Annotated in this window: 21 protein-coding genes and 2 tRNA genes; 14 read left to right on the top strand and 9 right to left on the bottom strand. The window is 38.1% G+C overall.

The genetic code is table 11. The features are described 5' to 3' along the window. The first annotated feature begins 150 nt into the window (after positions 1-150). Entirely contained in the window at positions 151-1,029 is an 879-nt protein-coding gene (locus BQ3481_RS09550) for a radical SAM protein (protein WP_157928050.1), read from the top strand. 213 nt (positions 1,030-1,242) lie between these two features. Here the strand turns inward: BQ3481_RS09550 and BQ3481_RS09545 are convergent. Beyond that, positions 1,243-1,317 (bottom strand) — tRNA-Val (locus BQ3481_RS09545). 88 nt (positions 1,318-1,405) lie between these two features. Between BQ3481_RS09545 and BQ3481_RS09540 the strand changes: the two genes are divergently transcribed. Then, positions 1,406-2,422, top strand: coding sequence for a glycosyltransferase (locus BQ3481_RS09540; RefSeq protein WP_157928049.1), 1,017 nt, complete (start codon positions 1,406-1,408; stop codon positions 2,420-2,422). Between the two features lie 125 nt (positions 2,423-2,547). After that, on the top strand, positions 2,548-3,963 hold the full coding sequence (locus tag BQ3481_RS09535; RefSeq protein WP_157928048.1) for an amino acid kinase family protein: 1,416 nt from the start codon (positions 2,548-2,550) through the stop codon (positions 3,961-3,963). Positions 3,964-4,295: 332 nt separating this feature from the next. Here BQ3481_RS09535 and BQ3481_RS09530 read toward each other — a convergent pair whose 3' ends face one another. Beyond that, complete coding sequence (locus BQ3481_RS09530) at positions 4,296-4,502, bottom strand: hypothetical protein (protein WP_157928047.1); 207 nt, start codon at positions 4,500-4,502, stop codon at positions 4,296-4,298. 106 nt (positions 4,503-4,608) lie between these two features. Between BQ3481_RS09530 and BQ3481_RS09525 the strand changes: the two genes are divergently transcribed. The 5 genes from BQ3481_RS09525 (at position 4,609) to BQ3481_RS09510 (ending at position 8,712) form a co-directional block, all read left to right on the top strand. Next, positions 4,609-5,526, top strand: a complete 918-nt coding sequence (locus BQ3481_RS09525; protein ID WP_157928046.1) for a branched-chain amino acid transaminase — start codon at positions 4,609-4,611, stop codon at positions 5,524-5,526. A 45-nt stretch (positions 5,527-5,571) separates the two neighbouring features. Further along, on the top strand, positions 5,572-5,745 hold the full coding sequence (locus tag BQ3481_RS11635) for a hypothetical protein (protein ID WP_173848099.1): 174 nt from the start codon (positions 5,572-5,574) through the stop codon (positions 5,743-5,745). A 726-nt stretch (positions 5,746-6,471) separates the two neighbouring features. Then, on the top strand, positions 6,472-6,849 hold the full coding sequence (locus BQ3481_RS09520; protein WP_157928045.1) for a hypothetical protein: 378 nt from the start codon (positions 6,472-6,474) through the stop codon (positions 6,847-6,849). A gap of 296 nt (positions 6,850-7,145) precedes the next feature. Then, a complete protein-coding gene (locus BQ3481_RS09515) occupies positions 7,146-7,910 on the top strand; it encodes a transposase (RefSeq protein ID WP_157926845.1) in 765 nt (254 codons plus the stop codon). Next, positions 7,900-8,712, top strand: a complete 813-nt coding sequence (locus tag BQ3481_RS09510) for an RNA-guided endonuclease InsQ/TnpB family protein (protein WP_157928044.1) — start codon at positions 7,900-7,902, stop codon at positions 8,710-8,712. The genes BQ3481_RS09515 and BQ3481_RS09510 overlap by 11 nt, the downstream gene beginning before the upstream one ends. Positions 8,713-8,853: 141 nt before the next feature. Here the strand turns inward: BQ3481_RS09510 and BQ3481_RS09505 are convergent, their stop codons facing one another. After that, a complete protein-coding gene (locus BQ3481_RS09505; RefSeq protein WP_162287761.1) occupies positions 8,854-10,341 on the bottom strand; it encodes an ATP-binding protein in 1,488 nt (495 codons plus the stop codon). A gap of 51 nt (positions 10,342-10,392) precedes the next feature. Further along, positions 10,393-10,797, bottom strand: coding sequence for a zinc ribbon domain-containing protein (locus BQ3481_RS11895; RefSeq protein WP_157928554.1), 405 nt, complete (start codon positions 10,795-10,797; stop codon positions 10,393-10,395). Positions 10,798-10,978: 181 nt separating this feature from the next. Here BQ3481_RS11895 and BQ3481_RS09495 point away from each other — a divergent pair, with 181 nt between their 5' ends. From BQ3481_RS09495 to BQ3481_RS09475, 5 genes are all read left to right on the top strand, one after another. Then, positions 10,979-11,182: a hypothetical protein gene (locus BQ3481_RS09495; protein ID WP_157928042.1), complete on the top strand. Its 204-nt coding sequence runs from the start codon at positions 10,979-10,981 to the stop codon at positions 11,180-11,182. Between the two features lie 2 nt (positions 11,183-11,184). Beyond that, on the top strand, positions 11,185-11,469 hold the full coding sequence (locus tag BQ3481_RS09490) for a hypothetical protein (RefSeq protein WP_157928041.1): 285 nt from the start codon (positions 11,185-11,187) through the stop codon (positions 11,467-11,469). A gap of 167 nt (positions 11,470-11,636) precedes the next feature. Then, complete coding sequence (locus BQ3481_RS09485; protein ID WP_157928040.1) at positions 11,637-11,789, top strand: hypothetical protein; 153 nt, start codon at positions 11,637-11,639, stop codon at positions 11,787-11,789. Between the two features lie 458 nt (positions 11,790-12,247). Continuing rightward, positions 12,248-12,454 carry a hypothetical protein gene (locus BQ3481_RS09480; protein ID WP_157928039.1) on the top strand — a complete coding sequence of 69 codons (207 nt, stop codon included), beginning with the start codon at positions 12,248-12,250 and terminating at the stop codon, positions 12,452-12,454. Positions 12,455-12,456: 2 nt separating this feature from the next. Further along, the gene (locus tag BQ3481_RS09475) at positions 12,457-12,744 is read left to right on the top strand and encodes a type II toxin-antitoxin system RelE/ParE family toxin (protein ID WP_157928038.1); all 288 of its coding nucleotides are present in this window, start codon (positions 12,457-12,459) and stop codon (positions 12,742-12,744) included. 35 nt (positions 12,745-12,779) lie between these two features. Here BQ3481_RS09475 and BQ3481_RS09470 read toward each other — a convergent pair. Together BQ3481_RS09470 and BQ3481_RS09465 are read right to left on the bottom strand one after the other, a co-directional pair. Beyond that, positions 12,780-12,868: transfer RNA gene (locus BQ3481_RS09470), tRNA-Lys, on the bottom strand. Positions 12,869-12,924: 56 nt separating this feature from the next. Continuing rightward, entirely contained in the window at positions 12,925-13,530 is a 606-nt protein-coding gene (locus tag BQ3481_RS09465) for an SRPBCC family protein (protein WP_157928553.1), read from the bottom strand. A gap of 143 nt (positions 13,531-13,673) precedes the next feature. Between BQ3481_RS09465 and BQ3481_RS09460 the strand changes: the two genes are divergently transcribed. After that, positions 13,674-14,186, top strand: a complete 513-nt coding sequence (locus BQ3481_RS09460) for a hypothetical protein (protein WP_157928037.1) — start codon at positions 13,674-13,676, stop codon at positions 14,184-14,186. Here BQ3481_RS09460 and BQ3481_RS09455 read toward each other — a convergent pair. From BQ3481_RS09455 to BQ3481_RS09445, 3 genes are read right to left on the bottom strand one after another with little or no spacing between them, the layout of a single operon-like run. Then, positions 14,176-14,622: a COX15/CtaA family protein gene (locus tag BQ3481_RS09455; RefSeq protein WP_157928036.1), complete on the bottom strand. Its 447-nt coding sequence runs from the start codon at positions 14,620-14,622 to the stop codon at positions 14,176-14,178. The genes BQ3481_RS09460 and BQ3481_RS09455 overlap by 11 nt on opposite strands. Positions 14,623-14,624: 2 nt before the next feature. After that, positions 14,625-15,599, bottom strand: a complete 975-nt coding sequence (locus BQ3481_RS09450; RefSeq protein ID WP_157928035.1) for a plastocyanin/azurin family copper-binding protein — start codon at positions 15,597-15,599, stop codon at positions 14,625-14,627. A 1-nt stretch (position 15,600) separates the two neighbouring features. Beyond that, positions 15,601-17,142 carry a cytochrome c oxidase subunit I gene (locus tag BQ3481_RS09445; protein ID WP_157928034.1) on the bottom strand — a complete coding sequence of 514 codons (1,542 nt, stop codon included), beginning with the start codon at positions 17,140-17,142 and terminating at the stop codon, positions 15,601-15,603. Between the last annotated feature and the right edge of the window lie 38 nt (positions 17,143-17,180).

Genomic DNA, 17,180 nt, shown 5'->3' with positions numbered 1-17,180 from the left:
TTTCCGTATATTAGAAGTTAATTAATAGATCTTGGTTATCCAAAACTTGCGCGGCTTGTTCTAAAACCTAATTTTCTTGATTCGCTATTATTGTAAACGCGATAGAACTTACCGAATAACTGATAAGATCGACAAGGATTAGATTAAAACATGTTTGATTATGATTATCCTCTATACAGGCCTCCGTCTGAAGCCAAGTCATTAATTTTCCAGGTTACCCTAGGTTGCTCGTTTAACAAGTGTTCATACTGCAACATGTATCGCTCAAAAGAATATTCCGAGAGACCATGGGAAGAGATCAGGTCAGAAATTGATCTTGCCTCAAAGCACATGCCAGACAGTACCAGGATATTTCTTGCAGACGGTGACGCATTGAACCTGTCAACTCAGAAAATGATTCAGATTTTAGATTATCTGCGAGAAAAATTTCCAAACTTTGAGCGCATATCTTGCTATGCCATGCCACAAAACATTCTGAAAAAATCTCTAGAGGATCTCAAAAAATTGCATGCTGCAGGACTGACAATGTTTTACATTGGAATAGAAAGTGGATCAGATACAATTCTCAAAAAAGTCACCAAGGGAGCAACAGGCCAGACAATCATAAAGTCATGCCAAAAAGCAAAAGATGCAGGATATACCATATCATGTATGGTAATTTTGGGCTTGGGCGGGAAGACTTACTCGAGGGATCACATAGAGGAGACTGCCAAAGTGCTAAGCGTCTCTGCACCGCACTATGTTGGAGCCCTGACTCTGCATCTAGAAGACGGTATCCGTGATGAATTTCTGACAAAATTCAAAGAGCCGTTTTTGCCAATTGACGACTCGGAAGCATTAGGGGAACTGGAACTTTTGATATCAAAAATAGATCCAAGTACACAAGTTGTTTTTCGTGCAAATCATGGATCAAATGCTTATCCGATAGGAGGAACTTTTCCACAGGACAAACAGTCCATGCTGCAAAAAATTTCTTATCTAAGAGATCATCCGGAATTATGCCGGCCCGTTGGCCTTAGAGGATTTTAATGGATCCATAGTTTTCACATCATCAGGGAATTCTTACATAATAAAAAAGGACGTCAGAATGCAACACCAGAAGATCTTGGAAAAATGCAGGAAATGGTATCAAGTACCACATTGTCAAAAAAATAATTCTGGCAGAAATTTCAAAAATTGTCATTGTCCAAAAATGGGAAACTTGGTCATTTTTTTGAGGGGTATCCATACCGTATGTAAGTATGGGTCCACAGGGATTTGAACCCTGGATCTTCGCCGTGTAAGGGCGACGTCATAACCGACCTGGACTATGAACCCAAGCAAGCTCCTAATTAAAATAGATTTAAACTTTGAGAATCATCCAAAATAAAAAATAGAGAAATCACATCCAGATAGAATTGAAGATATGGTAGACCTAGTTTTTTTCTCAAGCCCCATAGGGCTTGGACATGCCACGCGCGATGTGGCCATATCGTATAACCTTGATGGAATATCAAAGAGATTTGTGAGTGGCAGAGCTGGCTCTACACTTATTTCACAGAATGGTTTTGATGCTGATGACCTGTACATGCCTCCAGCGTTTCAGGTTGAGAATGGAATACTACGACAACCACTCAAGTGGCTCTTCAAATATTATTCCTACTACAAGGAATGTAAAGAAATTTCATCCGAGATACTCAAGATGTATCATCCAAGAGTTGTTGCAAGTGACGAGGATTTTGCATCGCTAGTAGTGGCTCAGGAGATGGGAATCAAGACCATCTTAGTAACTGACATACTCAAGACAAGTTTTGCAAAAGGCATTGGCTCAATCATTGAAAGACAGATGAACAAGTCAATGAAAAAAATAATTGAAAAATGTGATCTTGTGATTTTGCCAGAAAATGGCAAAAATGAAGGCAACTTATCAAGGGTGGGTCCAATAGTACGAAATACATCACAGTCACGTGAATCATTACGGGAAAAATATGCATTCCATAAAAAAACAATTGTTGTAAGCATAGGTGGAACAGATTCTGGTAGATTTTTGATTGAAAAGATTCTTGAGATATATCCAAAAATTAGCCCCGACTGTGAGATTGTTATTGTGAGTGGTCCTTCATTTAAGATAAATCATAAAGATATTAGAAATTTAGGATTTGTAAATAATTTACATGAAATAATATTTGCGTCAGACTTGGTAGTTTCACTTGCTGGAAAATCTACCATAGATGAATCAAGGCATTACGGAACACCTGGAATATTCATTCCTATAAAAGGTCATTTTGAGCAAGAAGAGAATGCAAGAGAACTTGGATACACATATGGTGATATTTTCAATCTTGACAGGTTGATACGCAAAAAAATTGATGAGAAGAGAAACCCTCAACCTTTTGATGGGTCAAAAAAGGCATCAGATTTGATAAAAAATTTCTTGGCCTAGTTATTTTGTTGAAAAATCAATCAGCACTCTAAAGACAATGTACATGATTTGCACAGTTGGAATTAGTGCGACCATAAAAAATACCCAATACTTTATAGAAGGACCAGAAGAGAGATAACCAAGTTTTGGAAAATCTAGTCATTTCAAAATTTGGCGGCAGTGCAGTGGGCGTTGATGGCATACTGATACCCACCATAATCAAAAGGATTAACGAGTTGAAAAAAAATTCCAAGGTAATCACGGTCTTTTCTGCTCCTCTTACAGTATACAATGAAAAACAAAGATCTCTTACAGATATTGCGCTTGAGATTGGGCGTAGAGCAGAAAGAGGAGAAAAACCAGATACAGAAATTCTGAGAAAACCATATCAAAAAATTGTTCAAACGATAGACAGGACACTGCAAGAGGATTGTAACAAAACCATCGATCTTTTTCTTGAAAAAGCTAGAACTGTTTTGTCAGAAACTCTACAAAAAAGAGAGTTTGCCAATGAAACCAGGGCAAGGTTGCTTGCATATTCTGGAGAAATTTTAATGTCTCACGTAATGAACCATGTCCTGAAAAGTTCTGGCATAAAATCCGAAGTCATTCCATTTGACATATGGCCCATAATCACAGATAATAACTTGGAATCGGCAAACTTTCTTGCCTCCGAGTCATCAGAAAGAATGGAAGAAGTGGAAGAGTTGCTGGAAAAAAACGATGTCTTGTCAATAGGAGGATTTATCGGAAAGACGGTAGATGGGATAGAAACAACTTATGAGAGAGGAGGCTCTGATAGAACTGCAGCTGATCTTGGAATTCTTTTTAACAAAAAATACAACACCAGAATAGACTTTGAAAAAGATAGTGCGGTACTGTCCGCAGATCCACGACTAGTCAAGGAAGAACTGGAAAGCATCACCAGCCTCTCATACAACGAGGCAAGAATTGCAGGGATGTTTGGAATGAAGATTCTTGATCCGATTGCAATAAAGGAGATTGTAGAAAATGGCGTAGAGATACCAATAATAATTACTGATATGGGCAAGCCTGAAAACATTACAACAATTGAACGAAAACCCAGTGAAAAAAACGGCCATCCACTCAAGATAGTCACTGGAAAGAAAAATTGTTCCATCGTTAGAATTGAGAAAGATGCATCTGAAAGATTGTTCCATTCACTTGACAGGGACAAGAGATACAGTGAGTTTGTAGTCTTGTCTCCATTTACAAAAGATGACATAGAGTTTACCAGGATATTATTTCTAGACGGTGATTATGTCAAGCGCAACGAAAGATATATTCTGGGATTTGATTCTTTGGCATCGATAACTTACAACAGGGGCGTTATCACCTTGATTGGAGACGAGATGTGGCGTGTGCAACAGGTTGCATCAAAGGCAAGCTCTAGAATAGGCGAGGCAGGCTTGAACATATTAAACATGGATGCCCAGGAGGAAACATCTCGAATCATCATAGTGATTGAAGATAGTGGAGATAGCATAGAGAAAGCAATCAGGACAGTCCACGCCGAGAGATCGAAAATAAAGTTTGTTTAACAAAAAATAATACCAGCGAGATAATTTTTATTTTATAAAATTACAACGGCTGTTCTACTTTTTTCTTTTTCTGCGAGTGGCACGCTGGTCTGCCTTGCGCTTGTGTTTTCCTGTCTTTCTAGCAACCATATCTAGTTTTCAGACAAATGTACCATGATTTTTATCTTTGGTATGAGAAAATTTTAGAACATTTGACCCCTACAAGCCTATACCTGTAGGATGTCAAAGTGGGTTTATTCTTGGGCCTCTTTATCTAGAATTAGCCCGGCGTTACCCATAACACGCACTACGTTGTATACGATCAGGAAATATTTAGAGATGATCTATATAGATCACGTATAGGCACCATTGATTGCCCAGAGCACAAGGGCAACACCAATCAACGCATACCACTTGAAGTTGCGTTTATCAAGAAACACATTCTTTGGATTAGGCTGCCCTTCTGTAGCCATGCGAATTTTTCTCATCTCAAATCCATTTCCCACAATACCAATTACAAACAAGACAACAGAAACAAGTGAGAGTACAGGCTGTGGCATAATGGAAGGTTATGGATTTCTGTGATTTAAAGACAACAGTTCCTCCAGATATCGATATTTTGTGATTTTTATTATTCTTTAAATTACCAGAGTTCCATCCCACGGTATGAAAGAGCAGGGCAAGATTTGGATGAATGGAAAACTTGTTGCATACAAGAATGCAAAGGTCCATGTCCTGACACATGCTTTGCACTATTCAACCGCAATATTTGAGGGAATTAGGTGTTATAATACTCCAAGGGGACCAATGATCTTCAGATTACCTGAACATGTAGAAAGATTATTCAAGTCTGCAAAAATGTATTCAATGAAAATGCCCTATTCTAAAAAAGAGATCTCTGATGGAATAATCAAGACAGTAAATGCAAACAAACTCAAGGAATGCTACATCAGGCCTATTGCATATTATGGCCACGGAGTAATGGGCCTTACACCAACTCCAAACAAGGTGGAAGTTGCAATAGCCTGTTGGGAGTGGAATACTGGTGAATCCAGTGCAGGAAAGATACATGGAGCAAGATGTAAAGTATCAAGCTGGCTTAGAATAGATTCCAGGTCACAACCAATGCAGGCAAAAGCTGCATCAAATTATGCAAACGCTGCACTAGCTAGGGTAGAAGCCCTAAGAGATGGCTATGATGAGGCAATCATGTTGAATTATCATGGAAAAGTATCAGAAGGAAGTGCAGAAAATATTTTCATTGTAAACAAGGGCGAGATATCAACGCCTCCACTAAATGCCGGCATACTAGATGGAATAACAAGGGACAGTGTAATCAAGATAGCAAGACAAGAGGGACTTGTAATTACTGAAAGAGAAATAGACAGAGAGGACTTGTACATAGCAGACGAGGTCTTTATGACAGGTACTGCGGCTGAGGTAAAATCTGTGTCAGAAATTGATAATGTTACCATTGGAGACGGCAAAGTAGGAGATATAACCCGAAAATTGCAACATGCCTTTTATGAGGCATCAAGAGGAAAAGATGAGCGATTCTCAGAGTGGTTTACTCCAGTCCAGTGACACCAAAAAAAGATTCAAGTATGACAGACGGACAAATAAGACATCATGGTACTGTCAATGGTAGATCAGCACAAGCCAAAGTGCTACCTGTGCAGCAATGTGTTTGAGAATCTTGAAGAGTTGAGAAAACACCAAGAAATTGCGCACAAGGAATTTGTCGAATTCCACCAGGATACAAACAGTCATTCTTCTGCACCTGGGGATGTAACCATCTTTTAGATGAAATATCATGGAATGCAATAAGACTGCCACCAACCCAATCTGCTGGTTTTGCAGAAAAGGCCGCCATGGTGAATGCATGAAAAAAATTCCCACCGATGCCAGGTCAGATGGCCCACATGACTGTACATTTGACACAAAACTTGTAGACTGTCAGTGTACACATTAAATTTAGAAAAATGCATGAAGATCTGAATATATCTTTCTAGGCTTTGGCGGTTTTATTTGATACTGGACATAGTTTCTATATCTTCTTCAAGTTCTTTAACCAAACCTTTCCACCATTGTTCAAATTTTTCCATGTCTTTGCAAGACTCCCAGAACCCGCTTTATAGATCTGTCGATCTTTTGATCAGCGAATGTCATTGTTTGTTATAATTATTGAAAAACTAAAACATGATAGATTTGGGTTTTGAAACTAGAGAACAGTTGCAAGTTGTTGGAAATAATTTATTGGTAGGAAAAAAATAGTTTTTTGTTAGCAACATTTACAAGAATTTAGAATCAGCGGCTCTAGCGGTTTTCCTGTGTTCAGCTACAGGAATCTTTTCTTGATTCATGCTTAATAGTATAAAGTTCTGAGCTTTATACTTTGCTATTATAGGTTCTGTCGAGTTGACTGGTGATAAACAAACGATAAATAACATCAAAACACAACTATGCAGGGCATCATTGTCAACCAAATGTATAAAACAGTCATATCAATCACAACCTCAACTTTTGTCCATGATGGAAACATTCAGGCAAATGGTAAATGACTGTATAAGAATTGGAATAGCAAACAATTGTTCAACCATGAAAAGACTATCAGTGTTATCATACAAGGAACTGGGCAATTACAAAATACTATCATACTACAAATTAACTGCAATATCTCAGGCAGCAGGAAGGCTTACACAAATGAAAAAAGACATGAAAAAAGGAAGAACACCAAAATCTCCATATGTGTCAAAACCATATCTTGTTTCATGTTATGGTTTCAAGATAACAGGCATGTTGCTCTCGTTTCCAATCTCAAACGGTGACAAGTTCTTGGTCAAACTAAACGAGTATACTGTATCTCAATTAACTGAGGGTTGGGCACAATTCCAAGGCATATTTTGATCATGTTCCAAAATTAATTTAATGGAAAATGCTTTGGATCTCCTTGCCAGATATTCATTGTCAAGATGCATATCAAGAAAGAAATCCTCAGCAAGATTCAATCAGAATCCTTCCTTATTGGCATTTTGCATTTGATAGGTTTGCTATCTTTGTATGATGATATTGACAAAAGGGGAAGACCATATGTGTATTCTACTTGTACAATGATTCGCTGCTACATTGTGCGAATATGGTTTAGAATTCCATCAAACAATTGCCTGCATCATTATTTTTCTGTAACACACAACAAGAAAATAATGAGATCATGTGGATTGTACACATTACCAGACAGAAGAACATTTGACCGAAGATTCAAGGTTATGCCGGTCCAGAACATCATTGGTATCATGGGAAGAAGATTTGTGTCAGAAAAAATTGCTGATTCTACCATAACATCCATTGATAGTTCCATGATACGTGCAAAAAATGGTCATGTTTGGCATCGCAAGCATATGATATCAGGACATCTTCCACGATCCGGAATTGATACTGATGCCAAATGGGGATTCTCTGGAACACGTGGATGGATATTTGGATACAAATTACACATGACATGCAGTACTGGAAAACTAATAGTTCCACTGTCTGCTGGCATAACAACTGCAAACATACAAGATAATCAAGAGTATCAAAATCTTGTAGAATATCTTCCTGATATGCGATATATTGTTGCTGACAAGGGGTATGATGATCATGAGCTGTACGAGTATACAAGACAGAGAGGTGCAAGGTTAGTTTGTCCGGTACGAAGGTACAGGCATACAAGAGGTGAAAGACTGGAATTGATTTTATTTTACAAATCCAAAAAAGGTCGGAAGATACATCATAGTAGAAGTGTATCTATTGAACCATTGTTTGGTAGCATCAAGGAAACATTTGGGATATCAACATCTCCTGTATCTGGATACAACAACGTATCATCATATTTACTTATGTGCGTCTTTGTGTATCAGGTTGTCATATACTACAATTGTATTCTGGGAAATAATCCACGATCCATCCGATTGATGCTTGGTAATTAGAATATTTTATGAAATGTTTATGCCCAAGTCTCAATTAACTAGTGTAGAACCAAGATCATTTGTGATAACACCAAACTCTGTCTCAATCTCAGTCAGAAAAGAGATAACACAAATCATTCCAGAAAACGTAATCGGAATTGACAGAAACCTGAGAAACATAACAACATTTGACGGAGAAAAATCCATAATGTACAAGACCAACAAGTTACTGTCAATAAAGGAAAACACCTCACATGTCATGTCATCATTCAAAAGATTTGATGTACGAGTAAAGAAACATTTTCAGCAGAGGTTGGGCAATCGAAGGTCACGACGCATACAACAATATCTCCACAAAATATCAAAAGATATTGTATCAAGGGCAGTGGATACAAAATCAATGATTGTGCTGGAAGATCTAAAAGGAATCCGTAAACTATACAGAAAGGGAAATGGGCAGGGAAACAAGTATCGCAGAAAATTAAACTCATGGTCGTTCTACGAACTGCAAAGGCAGATACAATACAAGGCAGAATGGGAAGGAATTCCTGTTGGTTTCATAGATCCTAAACGCACAAGCCAACTCTGTCCAACATGCGGAGATAGACTCCAAGAGGACAGGTTTCAACTTCGAAAATTATTGTGCATTAATTGTAAGAGAACGATGGACAGGGATGTAATTGCATCCATGAACATATCTTACAAGGGGTGGAGTAGGTTTTGCCATCCCAGAGGGCTTTCAGAAGAAGCAGTGAACGGGAACGTGGGCACGCCACTAATCCTGAGAGTGGATGGAAGCAAGTTGGTTGTAGGGAAGAAATGATGCCCAAATTATTTATCACCCGTCAACTCGACAGAACCCTATTATAATGAAATTTTCAGAATTTCAGATTTTTCTGTGTGTGAATTTGATTTGTGTAAAATCAATGAAAAGGGCATTTGGAAAAAGACAAGAAAGATGAAATTAACACATTATCATATACAACCAGCTTGGCATAAAGATAGTAGAACCATCCATTTCAAGATGGTCTTTGGTCAAGACTAATGACATTGGAACTTTGAAATTCTCTTTAAACGAATTCAAACCTCTCAAGTCAGATTCTTGTATCTGTTCTCTGTATTTTACCTCTATAGGTAATGGTTTTTGTAACAAGTCTAGAATAATATCAACTTCATATTTTTCTCTCCAATAGAATAATGGTGGTGAATAGTTTTGTTCCAGATTAAATTTCAATCTTTTGGTATGATCGGCAATAACAGTTTCAATCATTTTCCCCACCTCTGTACTATCTGTCAATATTTGGTCATCTAATGCTGAAGCGGCCATATTTCTTATTCCTATGTCGTTGACATACACTTTCTTTTCCTTTCGTATTCGCTTGACTCTGCTTTTAGAATAGAACTCTGATTCAGATATGAGATAAACAGTTTTTAGTAGGTAAAGATATGTATTGAGAGTTTCTCTCTTAAGATCAAGATTCTTGGCTATGTTTGTATGATTGATTATCTGGGACGATTCCTTTGCCAATATGGATACAAGGTTTTCCAGTGCTACAGGATCTCTTATTTTTCCAGTACGCATGATGTCTTTGTATAAAGTAAGATGAAGATAATTTCGAAGATTTTCTGCACATAGTGCCATATTATCAATAAATGCGATTTCTGGGTAACCACCTTTGATTACATATTGATTCAGATAAACCATCATTTTGTCTTTGAATGGAGAGAAGAGTTTCGAAGCTACTGTACATGCTTTATAGAATGGTTTTGCTTTATTTTGTATTATGGAATGTTTCAATGCCCTACGCATTTCTAAATTAGTTGCATTTGTTAGCTCACCGAGTTTATTTTGTTCCTTTAGTCGTATGTATTCTAGGAATTTCATAGGAAGTACAGTCTGAGGTTTTATTCTTCCAACTAGACTTTCAGAAGTTCCTTGCAATATGTTCATGCTAGATGATCCTGATATGATGAATTTTATTTTGTATCCAAGATCATACCATCGCTTCAATATGATTTCCCAATCTTGTACTGTTTGTATTTCATCTAAGAAAAAATATACTCGTTGTTTTAATTCATCCAAAGGAATTTTGATAATATTTAATGCATAGATCTCAAATATTTTATTGAGATTTTGCAATGTTATTTTTAGATATTGATCATCTAATGAGAGAAAGAAAACATTTTGAGGTTTATTGTTAGATAGTAATTTTTCAATTAATTGATAAAGCATTGTGGTTTTTCCAACCTGCCTTGCTCCAATCACGGCTGTTATTTTGTTATTCTCTAATTCTTGTTCAAGATAAAAGTAATCACTTTGTTTGAATTTTTTTAATTTGATGTCTGGAATAGGTTTATCCATCCACCACGGATTATGCTGATAGAGAATCCTGAGAATTTCTGGCTCAGAAGATAGATCTTTTTCTGTGATTTTGGTTCTTTTACGCGTCATAATCATCTAATCATGTAGTCTCATATATATGTGTCCGTTATAATGGACACATTAATGGAATATGACATACATTACATCAGACAGACAACTTGCAACAGCCACTTGCAGGATTACTGGCTGAATATATTCCAGATTCCCGTTCACTGCTTCTTCTGAAAGCCCTCTGGGATGGCAAAACCTACTCCACCCCTTGTAAGATATGTTCATGGATGCAATTACATCCCTGTCCATCGTTCTCTTACAATTAATGCACGATAATTTTCGAAGTTGAAACCTGTCCTCTTGGAGTCTACCTCCGCATGTTGGACAGAGTTGGCTTGTGCGTTTAGGATCTATGAAACCAACAGGAATTCCTTCCCATTCTGCCTTGTATTGTATCTGCCTTTGCAGTTCATAGAACGACCACGAGTTTAATCTTCTTCTGTATTTTGTTCCCTGACCGTTGGCCTTTGTGATATAATTTTCTGATTCCTTTTAGATCTTCTAGTACGATAATACTTTTTGATGATGGCTCTAATGGGATCCGCTACCATAAAGTTCATTCTAGGTTCCGCTAGACATTTTTCAAGGATAAATGTGCCAGAATTCGTATTTATAGCTAGAATACCAATAATAAGAAGTTAGTACTAGTTAGTACATGCAGAAGGCAGAAAAGAAAAGACCTGTAATTGATGCAAATGGATACGAGCTTTCGAAAAAGGCTATCAAAAAACTGCCAAAAAGTGAATTAAGTCCAGATCTAGACGAAACTATTAAGAGAATCTTGGAAGGTAAAGAAAAACTTTCCAGATATACTTTTGATGAATATATAGAACATGTAGATAAGATTCTTGAAGAATAAACTTGCGTTTTGTTGATGTATCAGAAAAAACAAAAAAGAAGCTAAAAAAATTCAGATCCGATAAGGCCATAATAGAAGGTTTTTTGCGAGCATTAAAAGAGATAAAAACTGTACCAGACCCTACTACGATAGGAGAACGCAAACATGGATTGTATGCTAACTGTTATGGTATACATCTAACAAAAAATCATAGTTTAGTTTACATGTATATTCCAAAAGAGGATATTGTCATACTGGTAGACTTGGACGATCACAAGAATCTCTATGGCAGAGACAACAGGAGCTAATTAATTACAACCGGAGTTAGGAATTCAAAATTCAGCGGGTCTAGTGGGATCCGCAACCATAAAGTTCATTCTAGGTTCCATCCATCTCTCATTTGTAGCTCTATTCCCTCCCTAAATCATATTCATACCACGAATAGTAATAATAAGAAGTTAGTACTAGTTAGTACATGCAGTCTTCTACAAAGAAACCAAAAGAGATGCCCGAACTCTCTCCTGAGATCGAGGAGAAGGTAAGTAGAATCGAATCTGGAAGAATTACCGGCAAAAAGTATACACCAGAAGAATACATAAAACATATTGACGAAGTATTAAAAGATTAAATCTTGTGGTCAGTTCAACCTGTTGATGATACTCTAGATAAGAAGCTTAAGAAGTTCAAAAGTAACCAACCGCTAATCAAGAACTATAAACTATTTATCGAGGAATTGAAAACTGCTGACGATCCACGATTTTTGGGAGAACTCAAGCATGGTAGGTTTCAAAATTGTTTTGGGAAACATCTCACAAAGTCTCATAGTTTAATCTATTATGTTGACACTCAAAAACAGACAGTCTAACTAATTGACTTGGATGACCACAAAAATCTCCACGGGAGAGATAACAGAAGTTAATCTCAGTCATAACAGGATTTGAAACCACAGTGAAGGCTTGTCTAGTGGGATTCAGTACGTATAGTTCATTTCAGGTTCCAGCCACGAGCAGATCGGTAGGAAATCTGTGACAGATTGCATATTTAAATCACGAATACCAATAATAAGAAGTTAGTACTAGTTAACATATGCAGAAGGCAGGAAGGAAAAGGCCTGTAATGGACGAAAACGGACGTGAACTTTCAAAAAAAATTATAAAAAAATTGCCAAAAACTGAGTTGTCGCCAAAAGTAGAAAAGGTATTAGACGACATAGCGACTGGAAAAGAAAAATTGGTCAGATATGACAATTTCGATGAATATATCAAGCATGTCAAACAAGTTTTAGAAGAATAAGCTTGCACAAGGTAGAAGCACGGGACGGCACGATAGATAAAAAATTGAGGAAATTCAGATCTGATAAAGCTGTAATTGATGGATATTTTCGAATTTTGGAAGAATTGAAAATGGCACAGGATCCAAGATCCATTGGCGAACGAAAACATGGCGTGTTAAGAAATTGTTATGCTATCCACCTTACTAAAAATCACAGCTTGCTTTACACTTACTATCCTGACCAAAATTTGGTGAAGCTGATTGACTTGGACGACCACAAGAATCTTTATGGCAGAGACAACAGAAGTTAATCCAATCCGTGAGATTTGAGAAAATTGAAATCAGGCGGGTCTAGTGGGATTTGAACCCACGACATAGGGATATCTCTGAAAGATCATAAGAGTCCCTCGCTCTACCTGGCTGAGCCATAGACCCGGTAAAGAAGCTCACGCAAAGCTCGTTATTTAAACTGAGTCAAAAAGAAAATGATTTTAGTTTTTTACTTGTTCTACTTGAGAGTATTTCTCTAGTATTTTTGTAAGTACAGTAGAGACTGGAGCATTGTTCATTTTTTCTTTTTCTGCCAAGAGTTTTCTGTATGCATCAAGTGTGATATACACAGGAATTGAGCCGTTGCCTTCCAACAGACCTCGTACTCTGTATAGAGCAGTTTCCATTCCCTTTTCTGCTATCTTTGCAAACTTTGCCTTGTCCATAATTGCACCCAATGGGCCAAATGGCATGTCATATTTTACAGTCATGGTAACTCGTGTTTCTTTTTCACCGAGTTCCTGAAAATCAACTGCAATTTCCCATTTCTTAAATGGTCCTTTGATCATTTTAGCAGCAACCTTTCTTTCTGGAATGAATTCAGTTGTTTCACAATCCCACTCTAGTCTCTTACCATCAAAGTCACCAATTACTCTAAATGTTGTACCTACTCCCATCCCTGCCTTTACGTCCATAGGAACTACTGTCATTCCCACTCTCTCTTCGCTCTCTATGAATTGATCAGAAATGTGTTCAGGTCTTGCAAAGTACGTGAAAACATTCAAAGTTTTTTCTTTGATGTCAATTGTCTTGCTAACTGTAGTCATCATTTGCAATTTTCTTCGAACTTGATTTAAAGCTTTTGTTAATTTTCACAGATCGAGCGTCGTAACAGTATATTAAAGAAATAATGGTTATAGGTATAACGTTGACCAAGATTCATCTGCTGGCTTTGTTGCCTATTATTTTTTTGATGTTTCCAACAGTAAATTATGCCAGTGCCCACAACAATCTAAACTCTGACGATCAGACAATAGGCAACTATGAAGTCCAGGTAGCCACCGACCCAGAGATACCAGAAGCTAACCATCCATTCAAGTTGAGTTTCAGGGTATTAAATCACCAGTCAGCTTCAGACATCTGGAATTCGTTTAACACTCAGATTAGTGAGGTAAGCGGTTTTAGGATGGGCGTGAGGATCTATTACAACGATCAACTTGTAGGAACAATTCCAGTGCAAAGTTTCAGCAAGGGAGAATGGTCAACAGAATATACATTTCATGAAACAGGAAATCATGTAGTTGATGTCGACCTATATGATGTTGGTCCAAATGGTAAGACTCTGACGTTTACATACAACATTACCGTTCTCAACGTATTTGGCAACATATTTCCATACATCATATCATCAGGCGGAATTGCATTTATTGTAATAGTTGTGTGGGCATGGATCACAAGAAAAAAAGTAAAACCTAAGCACTAGTCTCAATCTTTTGGCCGCGTGCAATCCTGAATGCAAACAATACAGTAAGCAATGTCATTGCAAAAAGCAAGATTCCAACACCATTATGGATTGCAACTATCACAGCATGAAGTTTTGTATCAATCACTATGGCTCCAAGAGCTATCTGTGTTACTGCAAATATTCCTGCAAGAGTAGCAGTGGTCTTGAGTTTCTTGTGCGAACCTCTTGTCTTCCATGCACCTACTGCAGTTGCAACTATCAAGACTCCTGTTGTAGCTGCAATGAATCTGTGTATCCATTCTGTTAGAAATTCTGCAGAGGGAAGAATGCCACTTGGACAGAGAGGCCATTCTGGACATGTCAGCCCTTGTCCACTTGCTTGAAGATATCCACCAATGAACATTAGTGAATACAAGATTACAAGGGAAGCAAGTGCTAGATACTTGAAGTACATTATTACTCTACTATGAATTTAGCATCCATTCCAAGTGCTGCATGTCCAGGAACGGTACAGATATAGTGATAAGTTCCCGGTGCACCTGCTACAAATGTAACATCACCGCTTTGACCAGGCTTTAATGGATTGTCAGGCGTTCCAAATGCAGAATCCCACAATACGCTTGATGGATCGTTTGGATCGGTTACAACTCCAAATGCATGAAATGACTTGCTATCATTTTTCACATGGATTGTTACAGTATCACCCGATTTTACTTTTATATCTGGATTGGTACCCGCTTGTCCTGGCAATGCATCAAATGCATATTGCTTAAAGTCTGCACTCATAACAAAACTCACTGTAAATTCTACCTTGTTTCCAGTTGGTTTTACTGCAGCACCAGAGGGGGCAGCAGTACCTGCTGCTACTATTATCTTACCTTCCATTCCTAATTCTCTGTGCCCAGGTACTGCACAAATGTAATAATATGTACCAGCTTGGGATGGAACAAATGATACTTTACCAGATGAACCCGGTTTCATGGGGTCGTCAGCTGTTCCAATTGTTGTCCCGTCAATAGCAGGACCTGGTCCGCTAGTAGAAGTAGTTATTGCAAATGCATGAAATGATTTGCCGGCGTTCTTCACATCAAATTCAATTTTATCACCTACATTGGCATTAATTGTTGGATTATGATTAGGATCAGATAATGACACAGTGTTAAAGGCATACACCTTGAAGTCTGGAGACTCTACAAATGACAAGTTCACGTTGATGGTTTTACCTGTCACTTGACCTTGACCAGGTGCTGCACTCTTACCTAATGATTCCTGGATCTTTCCGGCAGTTGGAAGATATGAATTCCAATAACCATAATTTAGGAAAAATATAGCTCCACCGATTATCATGATCCCCAACAAGATTGCAAGCATTTTGCCTACTCTAGCAGGGCTTGTTCTAAGTATTGGATCCTCGTGTTCGGTGTGGCTCATGTCAATATCCTACGTGATGCGGGTTCTTGGCCTGATAAGGATAGTAATACTTGCCACCTATACCAAATGGATCGTCCATGTTTGCTTCTTTGCCCTTTGCAGAGTAGTAAATCAAGTTGATCAAGAATGCTACAAAGCTTGCTCCTAGAATCCAAGCACCTATTGTTGCAATCTGGTTAAGCTGTGTCCATGATGTATATTCTGCTGGATAATCATAAATTCTTCTTGGCATTCCTTCAAGTCCAAGCAAGTGTTGTGTAAAGAAGACTTGGACAGAACCCCACAACATTCCTACAAAGTGGATGTTTGCCAGTTTTTCGCTGTACATTCTTCCTGTAATCAGTGGGAACATGTAGTATATCATGCCAACAAAGCCAAAGGCAATTGTACCTGTAAGGAACAAGTGCATGTGTCCTACTACCCAATAAGTTCCATGGCTGATAAAGTCAAGTGGCATTGCAGAGTTGAGCACACCACCAGCACCTGCAGAGAAGAATAGTGCAATTCCACCTACTGCAAATTTCATGGGTGCGGCAAATCTTATTCTACCTCCCCACATGGTGGCAAGGAAATTAAATACGTGCATGCCAGATGCTGGTACTGCAGCTAAAGTTCCGATCATGAATACGACCTTGGTTGTAAAGTCCATACCTGTTGAATACATGTGATGACCCCAAGATGCAAAGCCAATCAGGCCAAGCATTACAAATGCAAACACACCACTGCCCTGACTGTACAGGGGCTTGCGTGAAAACCTCGGAATTATTTCATACATCATTCCTATAGACGGCAACAAGAAAATATACACTTCAGGATGGAATGTAAACCAGAACAAGTGCAAATATGCAATTGGATCTCCTCCAGCTGTTGGATTGAAGAATCCAGATACACCCAGTCTGTCTGTAAGCAACATGATAAGCGCTGCAGCATAAGACGGCATGGCAACAAGTGTCATTAAAGATACAGTCATCATTGACCATGCAAAGAGCGGTACCCTGCGCAATGGCAAGTCCGGATGCTTACATTTGAGAATTGTAACTATGAAATTAATTGAAGACAAAATTGACGAGATGCCAAGAATCTTGAGACCAAATATCATCATGTCTGCTGCAGGTCCAGGTGCTCGAATAACTGAATATGGTGCGTATGATACCCACGAGGTATCTGAGAATCCAAGCCATAGTAATGCACCACCGATTGGATTCATCCAAAATGCTATTGCATTTAATTTTGGATATGCCATGTCTTTGTATCGTACCATGAGTGGAACTAGATAGTTACCAACTCCGTTAGCAACTGGAAGTGCAAACAAGAATAACATTGTGAGACCGTGAACTGTGAATATTCTGTTAAATGTTACAGAATCAGAAATCAGGACATTTTGACCTGGGAAGAACAAGTGTGTCCTTATCATCATTGCCAAGACTCCTGCCATGAACAAGAATGCAAGGCCTGTAATGGTATACAACAAACCCACATCAGTGTGGTGGGTTGAGAACATTATTTGCCAGACTGGACGTGGCTTCTTTAGTTCTAGTACCATGTCAATTCCCCTGTTTCATTTGATATATGAGTAAATAA

The sequence above is a fragment of the Candidatus Nitrosotalea okcheonensis genome (genome assembly GCF_900177045.1).
Lineage (GTDB): Archaea > Thermoproteota > Nitrososphaeria > Nitrososphaerales > Nitrosopumilaceae > Nitrosotalea > Nitrosotalea okcheonensis.
Note: the sequence above shows the minus strand (reverse complement) of the source record. Positions and strands in the feature narration are given on the sequence as shown.